Origin of the sequence: Pseudomonas sp. R1-43-08, assembly GCF_003852255.1 — a bacterium.
Lineage (GTDB): Bacteria > Pseudomonadota > Gammaproteobacteria > Pseudomonadales > Pseudomonadaceae > Aquipseudomonas.
Genome location: NZ_CP027734.1, coordinates 2,835,669 through 2,854,655, shown reverse-complemented (window position 1 = coordinate 2,854,655; position 18,987 = coordinate 2,835,669). Strand labels below are relative to the sequence as shown.

The 18,987-nt window shown below is 62.6% G+C and carries 17 protein-coding genes; 5 read left to right on the top strand and 12 right to left on the bottom strand.

The annotated features are described in order from the left end of the window. The first annotated feature begins 158 nt into the window (after positions 1–158). From C4J87_RS12945 to C4J87_RS12925, 5 genes are read left to right on the top strand one after another with little or no spacing between them, the layout of a single operon-like run. Positions 159–1,808 (top strand): AMP-binding protein, encoded by a 1,650-nt coding sequence (locus C4J87_RS12945; protein WP_124367108.1) that lies wholly within the window; start codon positions 159–161, stop codon positions 1,806–1,808. A 21-nt stretch (positions 1,809–1,829) separates the two neighbouring features. Further along, positions 1,830–2,597: an SDR family NAD(P)-dependent oxidoreductase gene (locus tag C4J87_RS12940; RefSeq protein WP_124367107.1), complete on the top strand. Its 768-nt coding sequence runs from the start codon at positions 1,830–1,832 to the stop codon at positions 2,595–2,597. Between the two features lie 12 nt (positions 2,598–2,609). Next, complete coding sequence (locus tag C4J87_RS12935; RefSeq protein WP_124367106.1) at positions 2,610–3,794, top strand: acetyl-CoA C-acyltransferase; 1,185 nt, start codon at positions 2,610–2,612, stop codon at positions 3,792–3,794. 9 nt (positions 3,795–3,803) lie between these two features. Continuing rightward, entirely contained in the window at positions 3,804–4,931 is a 1,128-nt protein-coding gene (locus C4J87_RS12930) for an acyl-CoA dehydrogenase (protein ID WP_124367105.1), read from the top strand. An 11-nt stretch (positions 4,932–4,942) separates the two neighbouring features. Beyond that, entirely contained in the window at positions 4,943–5,716 is a 774-nt protein-coding gene (locus C4J87_RS12925; protein ID WP_092243611.1) for an enoyl-CoA hydratase, read from the top strand. Positions 5,717–5,873: 157 nt separating this feature from the next. Here the strand turns inward: C4J87_RS12925 and C4J87_RS12920 are convergent, their stop codons facing one another. The 12 genes from C4J87_RS12920 to arnC all read right to left on the bottom strand — a co-directional run bounded on the left by C4J87_RS12920 (position 5,874) and on the right by arnC (position 18,923). Continuing rightward, a complete protein-coding gene (locus tag C4J87_RS12920; protein WP_124367104.1) occupies positions 5,874–7,025 on the bottom strand; it encodes an acyl-CoA dehydrogenase family protein in 1,152 nt (383 codons plus the stop codon). 3 nt (positions 7,026–7,028) lie between these two features. Beyond that, entirely contained in the window at positions 7,029–8,132 is a 1,104-nt protein-coding gene (locus C4J87_RS12915; RefSeq protein ID WP_124367103.1) for an enoyl-CoA hydratase/isomerase family protein, read from the bottom strand. A gap of 131 nt (positions 8,133–8,263) precedes the next feature. Then, positions 8,264–8,971 carry an HPP family protein gene (locus C4J87_RS12910; protein ID WP_124367102.1) on the bottom strand — a complete coding sequence of 236 codons (708 nt, stop codon included), beginning with the start codon at positions 8,969–8,971 and terminating at the stop codon, positions 8,264–8,266. 164 nt (positions 8,972–9,135) lie between these two features. After that, a complete protein-coding gene (locus C4J87_RS26380) occupies positions 9,136–9,315 on the bottom strand; it encodes a hypothetical protein (protein ID WP_124367101.1) in 180 nt (59 codons plus the stop codon). Between the two features lie 296 nt (positions 9,316–9,611). Next, positions 9,612–11,234 (bottom strand): glycosyltransferase family 39 protein, encoded by a 1,623-nt coding sequence (locus tag C4J87_RS12900; protein ID WP_124367100.1) that lies wholly within the window; start codon positions 11,232–11,234, stop codon positions 9,612–9,614. A 3-nt stretch (positions 11,235–11,237) separates the two neighbouring features. After that, positions 11,238–12,617, bottom strand: coding sequence for a UDP-glucose/GDP-mannose dehydrogenase family protein (locus tag C4J87_RS12895; protein WP_124367099.1), 1,380 nt, complete (start codon positions 12,615–12,617; stop codon positions 11,238–11,240). Next, positions 12,614–13,027 (bottom strand): 4-amino-4-deoxy-L-arabinose-phosphoundecaprenol flippase subunit ArnF, encoded by a 414-nt coding sequence (gene arnF / locus C4J87_RS12890; RefSeq protein WP_124367098.1) that lies wholly within the window; start codon positions 13,025–13,027, stop codon positions 12,614–12,616. Before arnF ends, C4J87_RS12895 begins: the two co-directional genes overlap by 4 nt. After that, the gene (gene arnE, locus C4J87_RS12885; RefSeq protein WP_124367097.1) at positions 13,024–13,371 is read right to left on the bottom strand and encodes a 4-amino-4-deoxy-L-arabinose-phosphoundecaprenol flippase subunit ArnE; all 348 of its coding nucleotides are present in this window, start codon (positions 13,369–13,371) and stop codon (positions 13,024–13,026) included. Before arnE ends, arnF begins: the two co-directional genes overlap by 4 nt. Continuing rightward, entirely contained in the window at positions 13,368–15,023 is a 1,656-nt protein-coding gene (gene arnT, locus C4J87_RS12880) for a lipid IV(A) 4-amino-4-deoxy-L-arabinosyltransferase (protein ID WP_124367096.1), read from the bottom strand. Before arnT ends, arnE begins: the two co-directional genes overlap by 4 nt. Next, entirely contained in the window at positions 15,020–15,904 is an 885-nt protein-coding gene (arnD, locus tag C4J87_RS12875; RefSeq protein ID WP_124367095.1) for a 4-deoxy-4-formamido-L-arabinose-phosphoundecaprenol deformylase, read from the bottom strand. The genes arnT and arnD overlap by 4 nt, the downstream gene beginning before the upstream one ends. Beyond that, positions 15,904–17,895: a bifunctional UDP-4-amino-4-deoxy-L-arabinose formyltransferase/UDP-glucuronic acid oxidase ArnA gene (arnA, locus tag C4J87_RS12870; RefSeq protein ID WP_124367094.1), complete on the bottom strand. Its 1,992-nt coding sequence runs from the start codon at positions 17,893–17,895 to the stop codon at positions 15,904–15,906. The genes arnD and arnA overlap by 1 nt, the downstream gene beginning before the upstream one ends. After that, positions 17,892–18,923: an undecaprenyl-phosphate 4-deoxy-4-formamido-L-arabinose transferase gene (arnC, locus tag C4J87_RS12865; RefSeq protein ID WP_124367093.1), complete on the bottom strand. Its 1,032-nt coding sequence runs from the start codon at positions 18,921–18,923 to the stop codon at positions 17,892–17,894. Before arnC ends, arnA begins: the two co-directional genes overlap by 4 nt. Positions 18,924–18,987 lie beyond the last annotated feature (64 nt).

The window sequence follows — 18,987 nt, the reverse complement described above, 5'->3', positions numbered from 1 at the left end:
CCAGTGCAGGGCGAGTGTCAAACCCGATTGGCCAAACCGGTCAGCCATGTTGGAGGCTTTGACCATTGCTCGTAGCGCCGCTGCAGAGCGACTATTTGAGGGCGATTGACCGCCTGGAAAGTGTCCTTAAAACAAAAAACACACAAGGAACTGAAGCGATGCGTGATTACCTGGCCGCCACCACCGAGTTCGATTACCAGCACACCGTCGACGCCGCCCTGGCCGGCAACCTGCAGGCGCTCAACGCCTGTGTGGAATGCTGTGACCGTCACGCATTGCCTGGGCGTATTGCGCTGTTCTGGGAGGGCAGGGACGGGCGCAGCGCCACGGTCACCTTCAGCGAGCTGCAGGACCAGGCCTCACGCTTCGCCAATTTCCTGCTGGCCCAGGGCGTCAAGCGCGGCGACAAGGTCGCCGGCTTGTTGCCGCGCACGGCCGAACTGCTGGTGGTGGTGTTCGCCACCTGGCGCATCGGCGCGGTCTATCAACCGTTGTTTACGGCGTTCGGGCCCAAGGCGATCGAGCATCGCCTGAACAGTTCCGGCGCCGCGCTGGTCGTCACCGATGCCGTGAACCGGCCCAAGCTCACCGACGTGGACGGCTGCCCCACCATCGTGACGGTCAGCGGGGCCAAGGGCGAAGGCCTGGTACGCGGCGATTTCAGTTTCTGGGCCGAACTGCCCAACCACTCGAACGTCTGCGAGCCGGTGCTGCTGGGGGGCGACGAGCCCTTCCTGCTGATGTTCACCTCGGGCACCACCGGCCCGTCCAAAGCCCTGTCGGTACCGCTCAAGGCGATTGTCGCGTTCCAGAACTACACCCGCGACGCGGCGGACCTGCGCCCCGAAGACGCGTTCTGGAACGTGGCCGATCCGGGCTGGGCCTATGGCATCTACTTCGGCGTGACCGGGCCGCTGTCCCTGGGGCATCCGATCACCTTCTACGATGGCCCTTTCAGTGTGGAAAGCACCTGCCGGATCATCAACAAATACGGCATTACCAACCTCACCGGTTCGCCCACCGCGTATCGACTGTTGATTGCCGGCGGCGAGCCGTTCGCTCGCTCGATCAAGGGCAAGCTGCGCATCGTCAGCAGCGCCGGCGAGCCCCTGAACCCCGAGGTGATCCGCTGGTTCGCCGACAACCTCGGCGTGACCATCCACGATCACTACGGGCAGACCGAATTGGGCATGGTGCTGTGCAATCACCATGGCCTGGCGCATCCGGTACACGTCGGCTCGGCCGGGTTCGCCTCGCCTGGGCATCGCATCGTGGTACTGGATGACAATCACCAGGAACTGCCTGCCGGTCAGCCCGGCATTCTCGCCATCGACCGCGAGCAATCGCCGATGTGCTGGTTCGCCGGGTATGAAGGCGTCAACACCAAAGCCTTTGTCGGCAAGTACTACCTCAGTGGCGACACCGTGGAGCTCAACCCGGACGGCAGCATCAGTTTTGTCGGGCGCAGTGATGACGTGATTACCACCTCAGGCTACCGCGTGGGGCCGTTCGACGTGGAAAGCGCCCTGGTCGAACACCCGGCCGTGGTCGAAGCCGCCGTGGTCGGCAAGCCCTGCCCAGAGCGCACCGAACTGGTGAAAGCCTTCGTGGTGATCAACGAACAGTACCGCGCCACCTCGGAACTCGCTGAAGAATTGCGCCTGCATGTGCGCCAGCGCCTGGCGGCCCATGCGTACCCGCGAGAAATCGAATTCGTCAGCGACTTGCCCAAGACCCCCAGCGGCAAGCTGCAACGCTTTATTTTGCGTAATCAGGAAATCGCCAAGGCCCAGGCGGCCGTGGCGTGATCCGTTGAAAAGGAAACCATGATGCAGATTGAAAACAAGGTATTTGTGGTCAGCGGCGGCGCTTCGGGCCTCGGTGCGGCCACTGCCGACATGCTGGTTGCAGCGGGTGCCAAGGTCATGCTGGTAGACCTCAACGCCGATGCCGTCGCCGCCAATGCCCGGCAGCTTGGCGATAACGCCCGCAGCGCCGTGGCAGATATCAGCCAGGAAGCCGCTGCCGAAGCGGCTGTGCAGGCCGCCGTTGCCGCCTTTGGCGGGTTGCATGGTTTGATCAACTGCGCCGGTGTGGTGCGCGGTGAGAAAATCCTCGGCAAAAACGGCCCGCACGCCCTGGCCAGCTTCGCCCAGGTGATCAACGTCAACCTGATCGGCAGCTTCAACCTGCTGCGCCTGGCTGCAGCGGCTATCGCTGACACACCCGCGGATGCCGATGGCGAGCGCGGTGTGATCATCAATACCGCTTCGGTGGCGGCGTTCGACGGGCAGATCGGTCAAGCCGCATATGCCGCCTCCAAAGGCGCGATTGCCAGCCTCACCCTGCCGGCCGCACGGGAGTTGGCCCGTTTCGGTATCCGGGTGATGACCATCGCTCCCGGCATTTTCGAAACCCCGATGATGGCCGGCATGACCCCGGAAGTCCGCGATTCCCTTGCCGCCGGCGTGCCGTTCCCGCCGCGCCTGGGCAAACCCGCCGAATATGCAGCCCTGGTGCGGCATATCATTGAAAACAGCATGCTCAATGGCGAGGTGATCCGTCTTGACGGTGCCTTGCGTATGGCTGCCAAGTAAGGAGCTCTCTTCATGAACGATCCTATCGTTATCGTCAGCGCCGTGCGCACGCCCATGGGCGGGTTCCAGGGCGACCTCAAGGGCCTGACCGCGCCGCAACTGGGCGCCGCCGCGATTCGTGCGGCCGTGGAGCGCGCCGGTATCGCCAGCGACGCCGTCGATGAGGTGTTGTTTGGCTGCGTGCTGCCCGCCGGCCTCGGCCAGGCGCCGGCACGCCAGGCAGCGCTGGGTGCCGGGCTGGACAAAGCCACCCGCTGCACCACCCTCAACAAGATGTGCGGTTCCGGCATGCAGGCGACAATTCTGGCCCACGACGCGTTGCGCGCCGGCAGCGTCGACGTGGTGATTGCCGGCGGCATGGAGAGCATGTCCAACGCACCGTACCTGCTCGACCGCGCCCGCAGCGGTTATCGCATGGGCCACGGCAAGGTGCTCGACCACATGTTCCTCGACGGCCTGGAAGACGCCTACGACAAGGGGCGCCTGATGGGCACCTTTGCTGAAGATTGCGCCGAGCACAACGGTTTTAGCCGACAAGCCCAGGACGCCTTTGCGATTGCCTCCCTGACGCGTGCGCAGGAAGCCATCACCCACGGCAGTTTTGCCGCCGAAATAGTCCCGGTCCAGGTCACCGTCGGCAAAGAGCAAAAAACCATCCTGCACGACGAACAGCCGCCCAAGGCCAAGCTGGACAAGATCGCCAGCCTCAAACCGGCGTTCCGCGAAGGCGGCACGGTGACCGCAGCTAATTCCAGCTCGATCTCCGACGGGGCAGCGGCGCTGCTGTTGATGCGTGAGTCCGATGCACGGCAACGCGGCCTCAAGCCGTTGGCGGTGATTCATGGGCATGCGGCGTTCGCCGATGAGCCGGGGCTGTTTCCGGTGGCGCCTGTCGGCGCGATCCGTAAGTTGATGAGCAAAACCGGCTGGAACGTGGCGGATGTCGACCTGTTCGAGATCAACGAGGCGTTCGCAGTGGTCAGCCTGGTGACCATGAGCAAACTGGAGATTCCCCACAGCAAGGTCAACGTGCACGGCGGCGCCTGCGCCCTGGGCCACCCGATCGGCGCCTCGGGCGCGCGCATCCTGGTGACCTTGCTCTCGGCCCTGCGCCAGAAAGGCCTCAAGCGCGGGGTCGCCGCCATCTGCATCGGCGGTGGTGAAGCCACGGCCATGGCCGTTGAATGCCTGTATTAAGGACTGACCATGCTGCCTAATGACGAACAACTGCAAATCAGCGACGCGGCCCGGCAGTTTGCCCAGGAGCGTCTGAAACCGTTCGCCGCCGAATGGGACCGCGAGCATCGCTTTCCCAGGGAGGCCATCGGTGAAATGGCCGAACTGGGCTTTTTCGGCATGCTGGTACCGGAACAATGGGGCGGCTGCGACACGGGTTACCTGGCCTACGCCATGGCCCTGGAAGAAATCGCCGCCGGCGACGGGGCCTGCTCGACCATCATGAGCGTGCACAACTCGGTGGGTTGCGTGCCGATCCTCAAATTTGGCAATGACCAGCAGAAAGACCAGTTCCTCAAACCCTTGGCCAGCGGGGCGATGCTTGGCGCCTTTGCATTGACCGAACCCCAGGCCGGTTCCGACGCCAGCAGCCTTAAAACCCGCGCACGTCTTGACGGTGATCATTACGTGCTCAACGGCTGCAAACAATTCATCACTTCCGGGCAAAACGCCGGTGTGGTGATTGTGTTTGCGGTCACTGACCCGGCGGCGGGCAAGCGCGGCATCACTGCGTTTATCGTTCCCACCGACTCGCCGGGCTATACCGTGGCGCGGGTCGAGGACAAGCTGGGGCAACATGCATCGGATACCTGTCAGATCCTGTTTGAAGACGTGAAGGTGCCGGTCGCCAACCGCCTGGGCGAGGAGGGCGAGGGCTACAGGATCGCCCTGGCCAACCTCGAAGGCGGGCGCGTGGGCATTGCCGCGCAATCGGTGGGCATGGCCCGCGCCGCCTTTGAAGCGGCCCGCGACTACGCCCGCGAGCGTGAGACCTTCGGCAAGGCGCTGATCGAACACCAGGCCGTGGCCTTTCGCCTGGCCGACATGGCCACGCAAATTGCCGTCGCCCGGCAGATGGTCCATTACGCGGCAGCCCTGCGTGACAGCGGCAAACCGGCCTTGGTCGAGGCGTCGATGGCCAAGCTGTTCGCCTCGGAAATGGCCGAGAAAGTCTGTTCGGCCGCCTTGCAAACCCTGGGCGGTTACGGTTACCTGAGCGACTTCCCGCTGGAGCGGATCTACCGCGATGTGCGGGTCTGCCAGATTTACGAAGGCACCAGCGATATCCAGCGCATGGTCATCTCACGCAATCTTTAAGGAGCCGATACATGAGTTATGAAACCATTTTGCTCGAAGTCCAAGGCCGCGTCGGGCTGATTACCCTTAACCGCCCGCAGGCGCTGAACGCCTTGAACGCCCAATTGGTCAGCGAGTTGAACCAGGCGCTGGATGGCCTGGAAGCCAATCCGGAAATCGGCTGCATCGTGCTGACCGGCTCGAAGAAAGCCTTCGCCGCCGGCGCCGACATCAAGGAAATGGCTGAGCTGACCTACCCGCAGATCTACCTGGACGACCTGTTCAGCGACAGCGACCGCGTGGCCAACCGCCGCAAGCCGATCATAGCCGCCGTGAACGGCTTCGCCCTCGGTGGTGGCTGCGAGCTGGCGCTGATGTGCGACTTCATCCTGGCCGGTGACAGCGCCAAGTTCGGTCAGCCGGAGATCAACCTGGGCGTGCTGCCGGGCATGGGCGGTACTCAGCGGCTTACCCGTGCGGTGGGCAAGGCGAAGGCCATGGAAATGTGCCTGACCGGGCGCTTTATCGACGCGGTAGAAGCCGAACGTTGCGGCATCGTTGCGCGCATCGTGCCTGCTGACGAGCTGCTGGACGAAGCCTTGAAAGTGGCCACCCTGATCGCGGGCAAATCAGTGCCGATCAGCATGATGGTCAAGGAAAGCGTGAACCGCGCGTTTGAAGTGAGCCTGTCCGAAGGCGTGCGTTTTGAGCGCCGCGTGTTTCATGCGGCGTTCGCGACCCAGGATCAGAAGGAAGGGATGGCAGCGTTCGTGGCCAAGCGCGCACCGGAGTTCAAAGACAAGTAGCTGTGGAGAGTCAAGATCGTTCCCACGCTCCGCGTGGGAACTCAGCCCGTGACGCTCTGCGTCACCCGTGGCCATCATTAGCGGGACGCGGAGCGTCCCAGGTGGCATTCCCACGCAGAGCGTGGGAACGATCAATCAGTTACTTATGGTGTGTCAGTCAGAGCTGATAATTCTTCAACTCCCTGGCAATCACCATCCGCTGAATTTCGCTGGTGCCTTCATAAATCTGTGTGATCCGTGCATCCCGGTAGTAACGCTCCACCGGATAGTCTTCCAGATACCCATACCCGCCGTGAATCTGCATCGCCTTCGAGCAGACTCTTTCGGCCATTTCCGAGGCGAACAGCTTGGCCTGGGACGCTTCCGACAGGCACGGCTTACCGGCGCTGCGCAGGCGTGCGGCGTGCAGGATCAGCAGGCGTGCGGCGTTCAGTTGGGTTTGCATGTCGGCCAGCAGGTTGGCCACGCTCTGGTGTTCAATGATTGCCTTGTCGAACTGCACCCGATCACGGGCATAGGTCAGCGCCGCTTCAAAGGCGGCACGTGCGATGCCCAGGGCCTGGGCGGCGATGCCGATACGGCCGCCCTCCAGGTTGGACAGGGCGATGGCCAGGCCCTTGCCGCGCTCGCCCAGCAGGTTGGCTTCGGGCACGGTGCATTGGTTGAGGGTGACGGCGCAGGTGTCCGATGCGCGAATGCCCATCTTGTGTTCGGTGCGGTCGACCACGAAGCCCGGCGTATCCGTGGGGACCAGGAACGCCGAAAGGCCTTTCTTGCCCAGCTCCGGGTCGGTCACGGCAAACACAATGGCCAACTTCGCGCGCTTGCCATTGCTGACAAACTGCTTGGCGCCGTTGATCACCCACTGGCCGTCGCGCAGTTCGGCGCGGGTGCGCAGGTTATGGGCTTCAGAACCGGCCTGGGGCTCGGTCAGGCAGAAGCAACCGATGGCCTGGCCGCTGGCGAGCGCGGCCAGCCAAGTGTGTTTCTGCGCCTCTGTGCCGTAGTTGAGGAGTGGGCCGCAACCCACTGAATTATGGATACTCATCAGTGCGCCCGTGGCGCCATCCCCGGCGGAAATTTCCTCCACGGCAAGGGCATAGGCGACGTAATCCACGTAGGTGCCGCCCCATTCTTCCGGCACCACCATGCCGAGCAGGCCCAGCTCGCCCATCTTGGCCACCAGCGCGTCGTCGATCCAGCCGGCCTTTTCCCAGGCCTGGGCATGGGGTGCGATTTCGCCACGGGCAAAGTCACGCGCCATGTCGCGGATCATCACTTGTTCTTCAGTGTATTCAAGATCTTGCATGGCTTATTTCTCAATCTGCGTGAAGTCGCGAAAGAAGCTGTCGACATGGTCGGCGTCCAGCCCTTGCAGGGTGGGCGGGTTCCACTGCGGGTTCTTGTCTTTATCGATGATCAACGCGCGAACCCCTTCGATCAGATCGCCGCGTGCGAACCACTGGCGGTCCAGATGCAGCTCCAGGGCAAAGCACTGTTCCAGCGGCAGGTGGCGCCCACGGCGCAGCATCTGCAGGGTGACGGCCATGGCCAGTGGCGAGCGGGTCTGCATCAGGGCGACGGTGGTCAGCGCCCAGTGGTGGCTGTCGGCGACGGTGACTTGCTGTAGCTGCTCGACCATGCTCGGCAGGTCCGGCAGGCCGAAGAAATGGTCAATGGCCGGGCGCAAGGCCGCCAGTGGCGCATCCGGCAGTTGTTGTACGGCGAGCCTGGCGAGCACGCCTTGCAGGTCCTTGAGGGGCGAATCGCGCCATTGCAGGCTGTCGAGCGCGTGCTCAAGCTCCGTCAGTTTGGCGCTGTCGAGGTACCAATCGGCCAGGCCGCAGTACAGCGCGTCCGCCGCACGGATCTGCACCCCGGTGACGCCGAGGTAAATCCCCAGCTCGCCTGGGACACGCGGCAGGAAGTAGCTGCCACCCACGTCCGGAAAATAGCCGATGGCCACTTCCGGCATCGCCAGGCGGCTGCGCTCGGTCACGACGCGCAGGTCGGCGCCCTGTACCAGCCCCATACCACCGCCGAGCACGAAGCCGTCCATCAAGGCCAGCACGGGTTTAGGGTAATGGTGGATGGACAGGTCGAGCGCGTATTCCTCGACGAAGAAGTCTTCATGCAGGGTGTCGCCACGCTTGAAACTGTCGTACAGGGAACGGATATCGCCGCCGGCACAGAAGGCCTTGTCGCCGGCACCGCGCAACACCACGGCGTAGACAAGCGAATCATCGGCCCAGGCCTGCAGCTGCGTCGTCAACAGACGCACCATGTCCAGGGTAATGGCATTCAAGCCGGCGGGGCGGTTGAGGGTGAGGTAACCGATATGGTTACGCACCTCACTCAGTACTGCTTCCTGCTGAATATCGGTGTGGCGTGCTTCGGAGGACACCTGAGCAGTCATCACTAACTCCCTGCTTTTATTGTTCTTTATCAAGATGTTCGCGGGCGAACTATCGCGTGATCCTACCAGCGCAAATTTGCCGCCTACAACCCGGAATCCTGCAGGTCGTTGTTGCATTTATGCACAACGGGTCAAACTACGCGACTGGCCAGGACTTCGCCGATACTGCGCCGTCGCGCATGGCCTTCGGCGGCATGAATCAATTGCTCCAGCTCCGTGGGCTCGACGTCGAAGAACTGCTCCATGTCGGCCAATGCCAATTTGAGGTCGGCGGCGGTGATGGCCGGGTCGTTCACGGGCGCGCTGCCGAGCATGACAGGTACCGGCTCGGCTTGCCCCTTGGGATAACGCGTGCGGGTGGCATTGTTGTAGGCCAGCGCACACGCCAGCAGGGCAGCGGCGCCGAGCATGACCGGTGCCAGCTCGTGCCAGCCGAGGGCGATGGAGGCAGGGTCGGCCAGTACCAGCGTCATGGCCAGGCCACCGGCCGGGGGATGCAGGCAGCGCAGCCAGCAGATCAGCACGACCGTCATGCCCGCCGCCAGGCAAGCGCTGCCCAGGGTGCGTCCCAACACTCGCGCCACGAGCAACGCCACCACGCCAGCACACAGATAGCTGCCCATGATCGACCAGGGTTGCGCCAGCGCCCCCGACGACACGGCAAACAGCAGCACCGCCGACGCCCCCAGCGGGCCAAGCAGGTGCAGGGCGACTTCCATGCCGAACACCTGGGCACACACCCAGACACTGAGCAGCGTGCCCAAGGCCATGCCGATAGCGGCGCGACTCCATTCGGAAGGACGGGTATTGATGGCAGCAGGTAACCAGCGAGCGAGCATTGAAGAGGGGTCCTGAAACTGAGGGCGAAAAAAAAGGCCTGCCTGGTTTCCCGGAAAAGCCCTTGAAAGTTCCAACATTGGGGGAAGGAACCCGAACAGTGTGCCAACTGAGTTGCAGCGGCGCCAATGCATATTAATGAGGGTTGAATGCAAAAATTATGTACTTAAGGGGCTTCGTCAAAAAAGATCCGGCCAGCATCATGGGAGGCGGGCGTGCAAATCTTGCCCAGTACAAGGCTGTCGACTTCTTCGTTGAACAAGCGTTTTTGCAGGTTCGCCTGCAGGCCTGGTTCGTCGGCCAGCGGCCCCTTCAACGCTACCAGCGCGTCACGTAAGCCCCTCAACCGATCCAGTCTCGGCGCGGCTACAGATAACCGATCCTCTCGCACGGCATTGCCCTCCTTGTTGTTATGTCGTTATGCAGGTTCCCTGACCAGGGCTGTTACAGGCAGCCCTTGATACGGGTGGTAAATAGTTAATGCCCTTGCAAACGAGTCTACAGTTGGGCTCCGGGCTCCGGAAGGCGAAGTTCAGCGGCCGTTACGCAAAGCACTGTAGGGGGTTTCTCGGTGATTATGATGAAAAACGCCCAGGGGGTTTATAAGCGGGCGTTTTTCTTACCTGACGGCTGCAAACACACTCAGAGAGGTGCTTTTTTCTCCAGGTGCAACAACACGTAGGGGGTCATATCGAACGCCCCGGTGAGCGTCGGCGTGAGCGCACGCAAGCGTGGGTCAGTCAGGCTGTTAAAGTCGGCCTGGCTCATCACCAGCCAGGCGGGCGCCTGAACAGGCTGGAGCTCGATGGGCAACTGGGTAAACAGCGGAACCTTGTCGCAATTGAAGTTGACCATGAACTTGATGGCTTTTGCGTCTTTGCCCAACGCATGCAAGACCAATGGCGCCGGTTGTTGCAGGATCTGCTCCTTGGCCGCCAGGGTGAACGTACGGGTGTCGTAAAGGCTGCGCTCCAAGGGTTCGACCACCATGATGTAAGTCGTCCAGAGTGCCATGACTGCGGCGAATGCCGGACCGACCGGGCGCAGCCGAGCCTGGAACAGTGCCAGCAATGCCAGTACCTGCAGCACTGCCAGTACGCCAAACATCGGCCCGAGATCGGCCAGCAGTTGCGGGTAACGCCGTCGCGCAACGATCAGGCCCACCGCCAACAGCGCCGGCAGCAACGTCCACAGCACCAGCATCAAGCCGCGCAACCCGCTGAACAGCCGGCCTTGGGCGACCTGAAACGGATACGCGGCAATGATCGCCGCCATCGGCAGCATCGGCAGGATATACCGCGCCTTTTTTGCCTGGGGCACCGACAAGCCAAGCATCACCAAGACACCCGCTGCCGCGCAGTACAGCACCAGCTTCAACGCCGGGTCCGGCGCTCGGCGGCCACCGCTCATCACGGCCAGCAGCACCAGCAGCGCCACCGGATAGGCCAGGGCGTAGTTGCCGAGGGAACTGGTGAAGTAATACAGCACGCCGCCAGAGCCTTCGCTGCCATCCATGCGCCCCAGAAACTGCATGCGAATCACCTCACGCATGAAGTCTTCGCCACCGCTGAGCTTGGCCAGCAGCAACAGCAGGCCGATACACGCCGCCAGCAAGGCCAGCGCCAACAACCCGAAGCTGAACAACTGACGCCATTGACGGTTGATCAGGTAATAACTGCACAGCACCCCGGTAGGAATCACCAGGCCGATTGGGCCACGAATCGCAAACCCCAGCATCAACAGCGCAAACACCCAGTGCAGGCGTCTGGCCGCAGCAAAATGCTCATGGGCATAACCCAGGTAGAACACCGCCAGGGTCACGGCCGCGAGCATCTGGTCCAGGGAGACGGCGCGGGTTTGGCTGATAAAGGTGCTGCTGAGCAGCAACATTGCAATGCTCAGAAGACCCCAGCGCGCGGAGTACGGCGCGGTGAGCCGGTAGACCAGCACCACGATGGACGCCGAAGCCACAGCGCTGGGCAGCCAGGCCGTGAAGCTGGTGACCTGGCCGATAGGCAGGGAGAGCAGCCAGGTCAGCAAGGTCGAGGTGGCCAGGTAGTCAGCATACGGCTGGCCGTAAGTGGTGGGAAAGAAGCTCGGCCCATGGCGCAGCATCTCCTGGGCAAACACCACGAAGCGCGAGTCGAAGCCGATAATCGCCTGGTGCCAGCTGCCCGCGATGAACAGCAGCAGTGCCAACAGCCCCAAACCCAGTGACTGTCGGCGCAGCGTTGGCGTGAGCAGGGGCGGCTGAGCCTTGTTCACTGATCAGCCTGCCTTGGCCTGTTGCACCCAGTTTTGCTGGGGGATCGGCAACTCGCACGAGTCACCACGGCCAATCGGGAAGTATTTGAAGCCTTTGCGCGTCAGGCGCTCGCCGTCGTACAGGTTGCGACCGTCGAAGATCACCGGGGTTTTCAGGCGCTGGTGGATCAGGTCGAAGTCCGGCGCCTTGAATTGCTGCCACTCGGTGCAGACGATCAGCGCATCGGCGCCGCCCAGGGTGGACTCCGGCGTGCCCATCAGCATCAGTCGTGGGTCGTCGCCATAGATGCGCTGGGTTTCCTGCATGGCTTCGGGGTCGAACGCACGCACATTGGCGCCGGCGGCCCACAAGGCTTCCATCAGCACGCGGCTCGGCGCGTCACGCATGTCGTCGGTGTTGGGCTTGAAGGCCAGGCCCCACAGGGCGAAGGTCTTGCCGCGCAGGTCGCCCTTGAAGAACGCGTTGATGCGCTCGAACAACTTGCTTTTCTGGCGCTGGTTGATCGCTTCCACGGCTTCCAGCAGGTCGCTGGAACAGTTGGCCTGCTTGGCGCTGTGGATCAGGGCGCGCATGTCCTTGGGAAAGCAGGAGCCGCCGTAGCCGCAACCGGGATAAATGAAGTGGTAGCCGATGCGCGAGTCGGCGCCAATGCCCAGGCGCACGGCTTCGATGTCGGCGCCCAGGTGTTCGGCCAGCTCGGCGATCTGGTTGATGAAGCTGATCTTGGTGGCGAGCATGCAGTTGGCGGCGTACTTGGTCAGTTCGGCGCTGCGCAGGTCCATGAAGATGATGCGGTCATGGTTGCGGTTGAACGGCGCGTAGAGGTCACGCATGACCTCCCGCACTTCTTCGCGCTCGCAGCCAATGATGATGCGGTCCGGTCGGCGGCAGTCGGCGACGGCCGAGCCTTCCTTGAGGAATTCCGGGTTGGAGACGATATCGAATTGCAGCTCGCGGCCCGCTGCGTGCAGTTTTTTGTGTATGTGATCGCGCAGGGTATCGCCGGTACCCACAGGCACGGTGGACTTCTCCACCAGGATCACCGGTGCCACGCGATGGCGGGCCACCGCATCACCCACTGACAGCACGTATTTCAGGTCGGCCGAACCGTCCTCATCCGACGGCGTACCCACCGCAATGAACAGCACCTCACCATGCTCGACGGCGAGTTTTTCGTCGTAGGTGAAATGCAGGCGTCCGCTTTCCAGGTTTTCCTTGACCATGGCCGCCAGGCCCGGCTCGAAGATCGTCACATGGCCCTTCTGCAGCGACTCGACCTTGCTCCGGTCAACGTCCATGCAAATAACATCGTGACCGACTTCGGCTAATACGGTGGCCTGTACCAAGCCAACGTAACCACTACCAAATACACTGATTTTCATGGGGTATTCCTGGGACTTGAGGTGCTAGCACGACGAGAGTTGATAACCAGTACGCCGAGGATGACCAAGGCCACCCCCAGGGTTTTTGCAAGCGAAAAGTGTTCGTTGAATACCGGCAGGCAGGCGGCCAGCAGGTACACCAGCGCGTAGCTGATGCTCAGCAGCGAGTAAGCGCGCCCGAGAGGCAAGTGCTTCAGCGCGCCGAGCCAGCAGAGCATCGACAGTGCATAGGCGCTGATCGCCAGGGCCACCACGCCCAGGGCGCTCAGGTCGAGGCTGGCGCTGCTCAAGGCGCTTAGCCACGCCTCCGGCAACGGCAGGCGCGTCATGCTCCAGCGCATGCCCAATTGGGCCGCGCTGACCAGGCCGACACTGCCCAGGGCCAGGGCGAAACCGCGCATCCGGCTCATACCTGGCGCCCCAGCAGCACAACGCCTGCAATGATCAGCACCACGCCCAGCCAGTGGCGGCCATCGATGTGTTCAGCAAACACAAAGCGCGCCATCAGCGTGACCACTACAAAATTCAGGCTGAGCATCGGGTAGGCAATCCCGACTTCCAGGCGCTGCAGCACCAGCAGCCACACCAGCAAACCCAGGCCCAGGCACACCAGCGCCGACCACAACCAGGGTGAGCGCAGCTTCAGCGCCCAACGGTCGGGCAATTCGCGCCAGCTTTCCACGGCAAATTTCTGCGAGACCTGGCCCGCGCACGTAAGCATGCAGGCGCTGAGTAACAGAAGCAGGGTGATCATTGCGCGACCTGCGGGAAAATCAGAATCACGATGTTGCCCTGCGCATAGCGCTTGCCGTCCGCGGGCAGCAGGGCGAGTTCTTCCTTTTCGCCCTGGCTGTTGACGCGCATCACCACGCCGACGGCGCCGCTGCGGCGGGTTTCGGCCATCCAGGCCTGGATTCGATTGCGGTCGACCAGGCGTTGGGCAGTGTCCGCATAAGCCAGGCCGTATTTCACCTCGCCAGAGGTGTTGTACAGCGTGATGTCGGGCCGTTTCAGGCGCCACGACAGCGCAGCGGAGGCGCCCAGGTCGTTGCTCAACAGCGCAATGGAGGGCATGAGTTCTTCGGCATGATCGATGATGAACTGGTCCGGGGTCTTGTTATAAACCACCGAATGGGGCAGCGCGGCGGGCACCAGGGCAACCAGCAAGGCACTGCCGATCAGCGGCGCGGCCCACAGTGTCAACGGGCGGGCCGCCTGCAGCAGGTTGGCCAGGATCCAGCCGAGCAGACAGGTAAACAGCAGCACCAGGCTGAGGGTTTCTTCACCGGGTTCGTACACCGGTTTCTTCCACTGGAACCAGATGATTGCCAACAGGGCGAGCACGCCGATGACCAGGTTCAGCCAACCGTTGATGCGCAATACGCGGCCACGGCCTTGAGCGAGCTTGTCACTCAAGGTCGAACCCATCAGCAAGGCCAGGGGCAGCAGGCACGGCATGATGTACGCTGGCAGTTTGCCTTTGGCCAGGCTGAAAAAGGCCAGGGGCATCAGCAGCCACAGCAGCAGGAACGCGGTGTTCGGCAGGCGCCGGTCCAGCCACGCCTGTTTGAGGCTGGACGGCAGCAGCGCAACCCAGGGCAGCGTGAACGCCAACAGCAACGGCAGGTAATACCAGAACGGCTCGGCGTGCTGCGCGTCTTCACCGGCAAAGCGCTGGATATGCTCATGCCAGAAGAAGAAGTGCCAGTAATCCGGCTCTTGCAGGTGCACGGCCAGGGCCCATGGCAAGCTGACCAGGATCGCCGCAGCCACGGCCACCGGGCCGTACTTGAACAGTTCCATCGAACGTTTCTGCCAGAGGGCATAGGGCAGGGCGATCAACACCGGCAGCAACCACGCCAGAAAGCCTTTGGTCATGAAGCCCATGCCACAGGCCAGGCCGAGCACGGCCCAGGACCACAACCTGGCGCGCTGCATGCGGCTGTCGAAGCAGAACCACAAGGCAACGCCTGTGAGGTTGACCCAGAAGGTGAACTGCGGGTCCAGGTTGGCGTAGCCACCGAGCATCGCCACGCTGACGAAACTCATGTACAGCACGCTGCTGATCAGGCTTTTCTGCGGGTCATTCCACAACCGGCGCGACATCAGGTAAACCAGCAGGATGCTCAAGCCGGTGCTCAAGGCCGACGCAAAGCGCACGCCGAACAGGTTCTGGCCGAAGATCGCCTGGCCCAGCGCGATCATCCAGTAGCCCGCCGCCGGTTTCTCGAAGTAGCGAATGCCCATGAAGTGCGGCGCGGCCCACTTGCCGGTCAGCAGCATTTCCTGGCTGATCTGCGCATAGCGGGTTTCATCCGGAATCCACAGGCCGTGGGTGGCCAGCGGTACCAGGTAAAACACGCCAAACGCCAACAGGAGCAAGGGCAATGCCCAGCGGCGGATCATGCCTGCTGCACTCCAAGCCAACCCTCGCGGCCGCTCAATGCGCCGCGCACCAGCTGTTGCTGGGGCAGGGTGGTCACATCCGCGGGCAATAACGCGCTCAAGGGTTGGAAATCAATGCCGCGCTGCCCTGCCTGGGCGAGCAACTGGCGAAAATCATTGGCCATCAGAATCCCTTCTACTTCTGCGTGGATGGTGTAGACGTTCAGCTTCGACGCGTTGAACCGGTCAAGGATGAACGTGTTGAAGTCCTTGGCAGCCACTACCGGCCCGACAACTTCGTCGAAGGTCGGCAGGTCTACCGGAATTTGTGGGGTGCCCGCGCTGCCATCGGCCAAGGTCGGTCGAAACAGGCTGGTGCCCCGGCAATCACTGTTGTAGCGAAAGTTGAAGGCTTGTTTGGCTTGCACCACGCGCTCGTCGGCGCGCCAACCGGCGGCCGCTGAACAGTCGATCCGCTCACCCAGGATGTCGCTCAAGGTATCCACGCCGCGTCGGATCTGCTCGACCAGCTGTGCGTCGCTCCAGCGCCCGGTATTGGCCTGCCAGCCGTGGTGGTCCCACGCGTGCAGCCCAACTTCATGCCCGGCGGCCTTGGCCTGGCGCATCAAGTGCCCCAGGTCACGGCCAATCGGCTTGCCCGGCCAGGCGGTGCCGGCCAGCAGGATGTCCCAGCCATACAGGCCGGCGGCATTGGAACGCAGCATTTTCCACAGGAACTGCGGGCGGATCAGGCGCCACAAGTGGCGCCCCATGTTGTCCGGCCCGACGCTGAAAAAGAACGTCGCTTTAATCCCGGCTTCGTCCAGGGACTCGAGCAGCCGTGGCACGCCTTCACGGGTGCCTCGGTAGGTGTCGACGTCGATGCGCAGGCCTGCCTTCATTACTTTTTGTCCGCTATTTCAAGCATCGCTTCACGCAGGAAGAAATCCAGCGTGTTGCCGATGGTTTCGCTCATCGCCACGGTCGGCTCCCAGTTCAGCAGGCGCTTGGCGTTCTCGATGCTCGGCTTGCGGTGTGCCACGTCCTGGTAACCGGTGCCGTAGAACGCCTTGCTTTCCACGTCGCGAAAACCCGCGAACGGCGGGAAGTTGCCGCGCAGCGGGTGCGCTTCGAACTGACGCAGCAGCTCTTCGCCCAACTGACGGATGCTGGCTTCGTTTTCCGGGTTGCCGATGTTGATGATCTGGCCGTCGCAGACGCCCTTGTCGTTATCGATGATGCGCGCCAGGGCCTCGATGCCGTCGGCAATGTCGGTGAAGCAACGCTTCTGCTCGCCACCGTCGAACAGGCGGATCGGCGTGCCTTCCACCAGGTTCAGGATCAGCTGGGTGATGGCGCGGGAACTGCCGATACGCGCTGAATCCAGGCGGTCCAGGCGCGGGCCCATCCAGTTGAACGGACGGAACAGGGTGAACTTGAGGCCCTTGTCGCCGTAGGCCCAGATCACGCGGTCGAGCAGTTGCTTGGAGACCGAGTAGATCCAGCGTTGCTTGTTGACCGGGCCCACCACCAGGTTGGAGGTGTCTTCGTCGAAGTACTGGTCCTGGCACATGCCATAGACTTCGGACGTGGAGGGGAAGATCACGCGCTTGTTGTACTTGACGCAGTAGCGCACCAGCTTGAGGTTTTCTTCGAAGTCCAGCTCGAACACGCGCAGCGGGTTGCGGGTGTATTCGATCGGCGTGGCGATGGCCACCAGCGGCAGCACCACATCGCATTTCTTGATGTGGTATTCGATCCACTCGGTGTGAATGCTGATATCGCCTTCCACATAGTGGAAATTGGGGTGGCTGCGCAGGCGCTCGATGGCGTCGGAGCCGATGTCCAGGCCGTAGACTTCGTAACGGTCGTCACGCAACAGGCGCTCGGACAGGTGGTTACCGATAAAGCCGTTCACCCCCAGGATCAGCACGCGGGTGCGGCGTGGCTTGCGGCCCGACTCGGCGCCGCGCAGCACGGAGCCGTCCACCAGGCCCAGTTCATCGGCCAGGGACGGGCCGGCCAGGTACAGGCCGTTGTCGTTGCGCTGGCCGAACTTGATCACCAGCGAGTCTTCACCACAGGCGATGCGCAGCGGATTGACGCTGATCACCCGGCCCGGCGCCAGGCCTTCGTTGCCCTGGGCCACTTCCGCCTGCCAAACGATGAGTTTGTGCTCGCCCACCGCGCAAAAGGCGCCAGGGTAAGGCTGAGTCACGGCGCGCACCAGGTTGAACAATTGTTCGGCGGGCTTTTTCCAGTCGATCTTGCCATCGGCGGCAGTACGGCGGCCGAAGCAGGTCGCCTGGCTTTCGTCCTGGGCAGTTTCAGCCAGTTTGCCCTGGGCCAGTTGCGGCAGGGCGTCGCGCAGCAGGTGGCTGGCGGCCTCTCGCAGCTTGGCGTGCAGGCTCAAACCGGTGTCGCTGCGCTCGATGCTGACTTTGTGTTGGGCCAGGATCGCGCCGGCATCGGCACGCTTGACCATGCGGTGCAGGGTCACGCCGGTTTCGGTTTCACCGTTGACCAGCACCCAGTTGGCCGGCGCGCGGCCACGGTATTTGGGCAGCAGCGAACCATGCAGGTTGAACGCGCCTTGGCGGGCGAGGGCCAGCAGCGGTTCGCTGAGCAGGTTGCGGTAGTAGAACGAGAAGATGAAATCCGGGTTCAGCTTGGCGATGCGTTCGACCCACAGCGGGTGGTTCGCGTCTTCCGGGGCGTGCACCGGGATACCGTTGCGGGCGCACAGCTGGGCGACGGAGCCGTAGAAGTTGTTTTCCTTGGGGTCATCGGCATGGGTGAACACGGCGGCAATGTCGTAACCCGCAGCCAGCAGGGCTTCAATACCTGCACAACCAATGTCGTGGTAGGCGAATACAACGGCTTTTGAACTCATGACTGAACCTGATCGGAAGAAGTAGAAGTATGGGAAGACACCAGGCCATCGACGACGACCACGGGAGCCGGTGCTGCCGGTTGGTTGCGCAGCACTTTTTCAATGAAGAAACGCGGGCGGGCGCGCACATCGCTGTACATACGGCCCAGGTATTCACCCAGCAGGCCCATGCCGATGAACTGGCCACCGGTGAACACGAACAACACCGCAAACAGCACGAACAGGCCGTCGCCCGCCCAAGTGGCGCCGAAGGCCAGGCGCATGACGATCAGCGCGAAGGCAAACAGCACGCCCAGCGCCGCCAGGCTGAACCCGACGATCGACAGCAGGCGCAGCGGCGTGGTGGTCATGCAGGTGAGCAGGTCGAACATCAGGCTGATCAGGCGCATGGCGCTGTATTTGGATTCGCCGTGTTCACGCTCGGCGTGGTGCACCAGAATTTCCGTGGTGTGACGGGCGAAGCCGTTGGCCAGGATCGGGATAAAGGTGCTGCGCTCGCGGCAGGCCAGCATCGCGTCGACGATGGTGCGGCGGTAGGCGCGCAGCATGCAGCCGTAATCGGTCATCGCCACGCCGGTGGAGCGCTGCACGGCGAGGTTGATCAGGCGCGAAGGCCAGCGGCGGAAGGCCGAATCCTGGCGATTGTTACGCACCGTGGCGACCACGTCGTAGCCCAGGGCGGCTTGTTCCACCAGGCGCGGGATTTCTTCCGGCGGGTTCTGCAGGTCGGCGTCGAGGGTGATCACCACTTCACCGCGGCACTGTTCGAAACCCGCCATGATCGCGGCGTGCTGGCCATAGTTACGGTTGAGAATCACCGCCACTACCTTGCTGCCATCTTCGGCGGCGGCGTCTTCGAGCAATTGCGCCGAATTGTCGCGGCTACCGTCATCCACCAGGATGATTTCGTAGTCGTAGGCCAGCTGTTGGCAAGCGGCCGTGGTGCGGCGCAGCAACTCAGGCAGGCTCTCTTGTTCGTTATAAACCGGGATAACGATCGATACGCACTGAATAGGGTAGGGTTTCAAAGATTCATGACCTCGGGCTGAAGCAAACTTGGAGCGCGAAAACTGCAGCGTTTGTTGGGCAAAA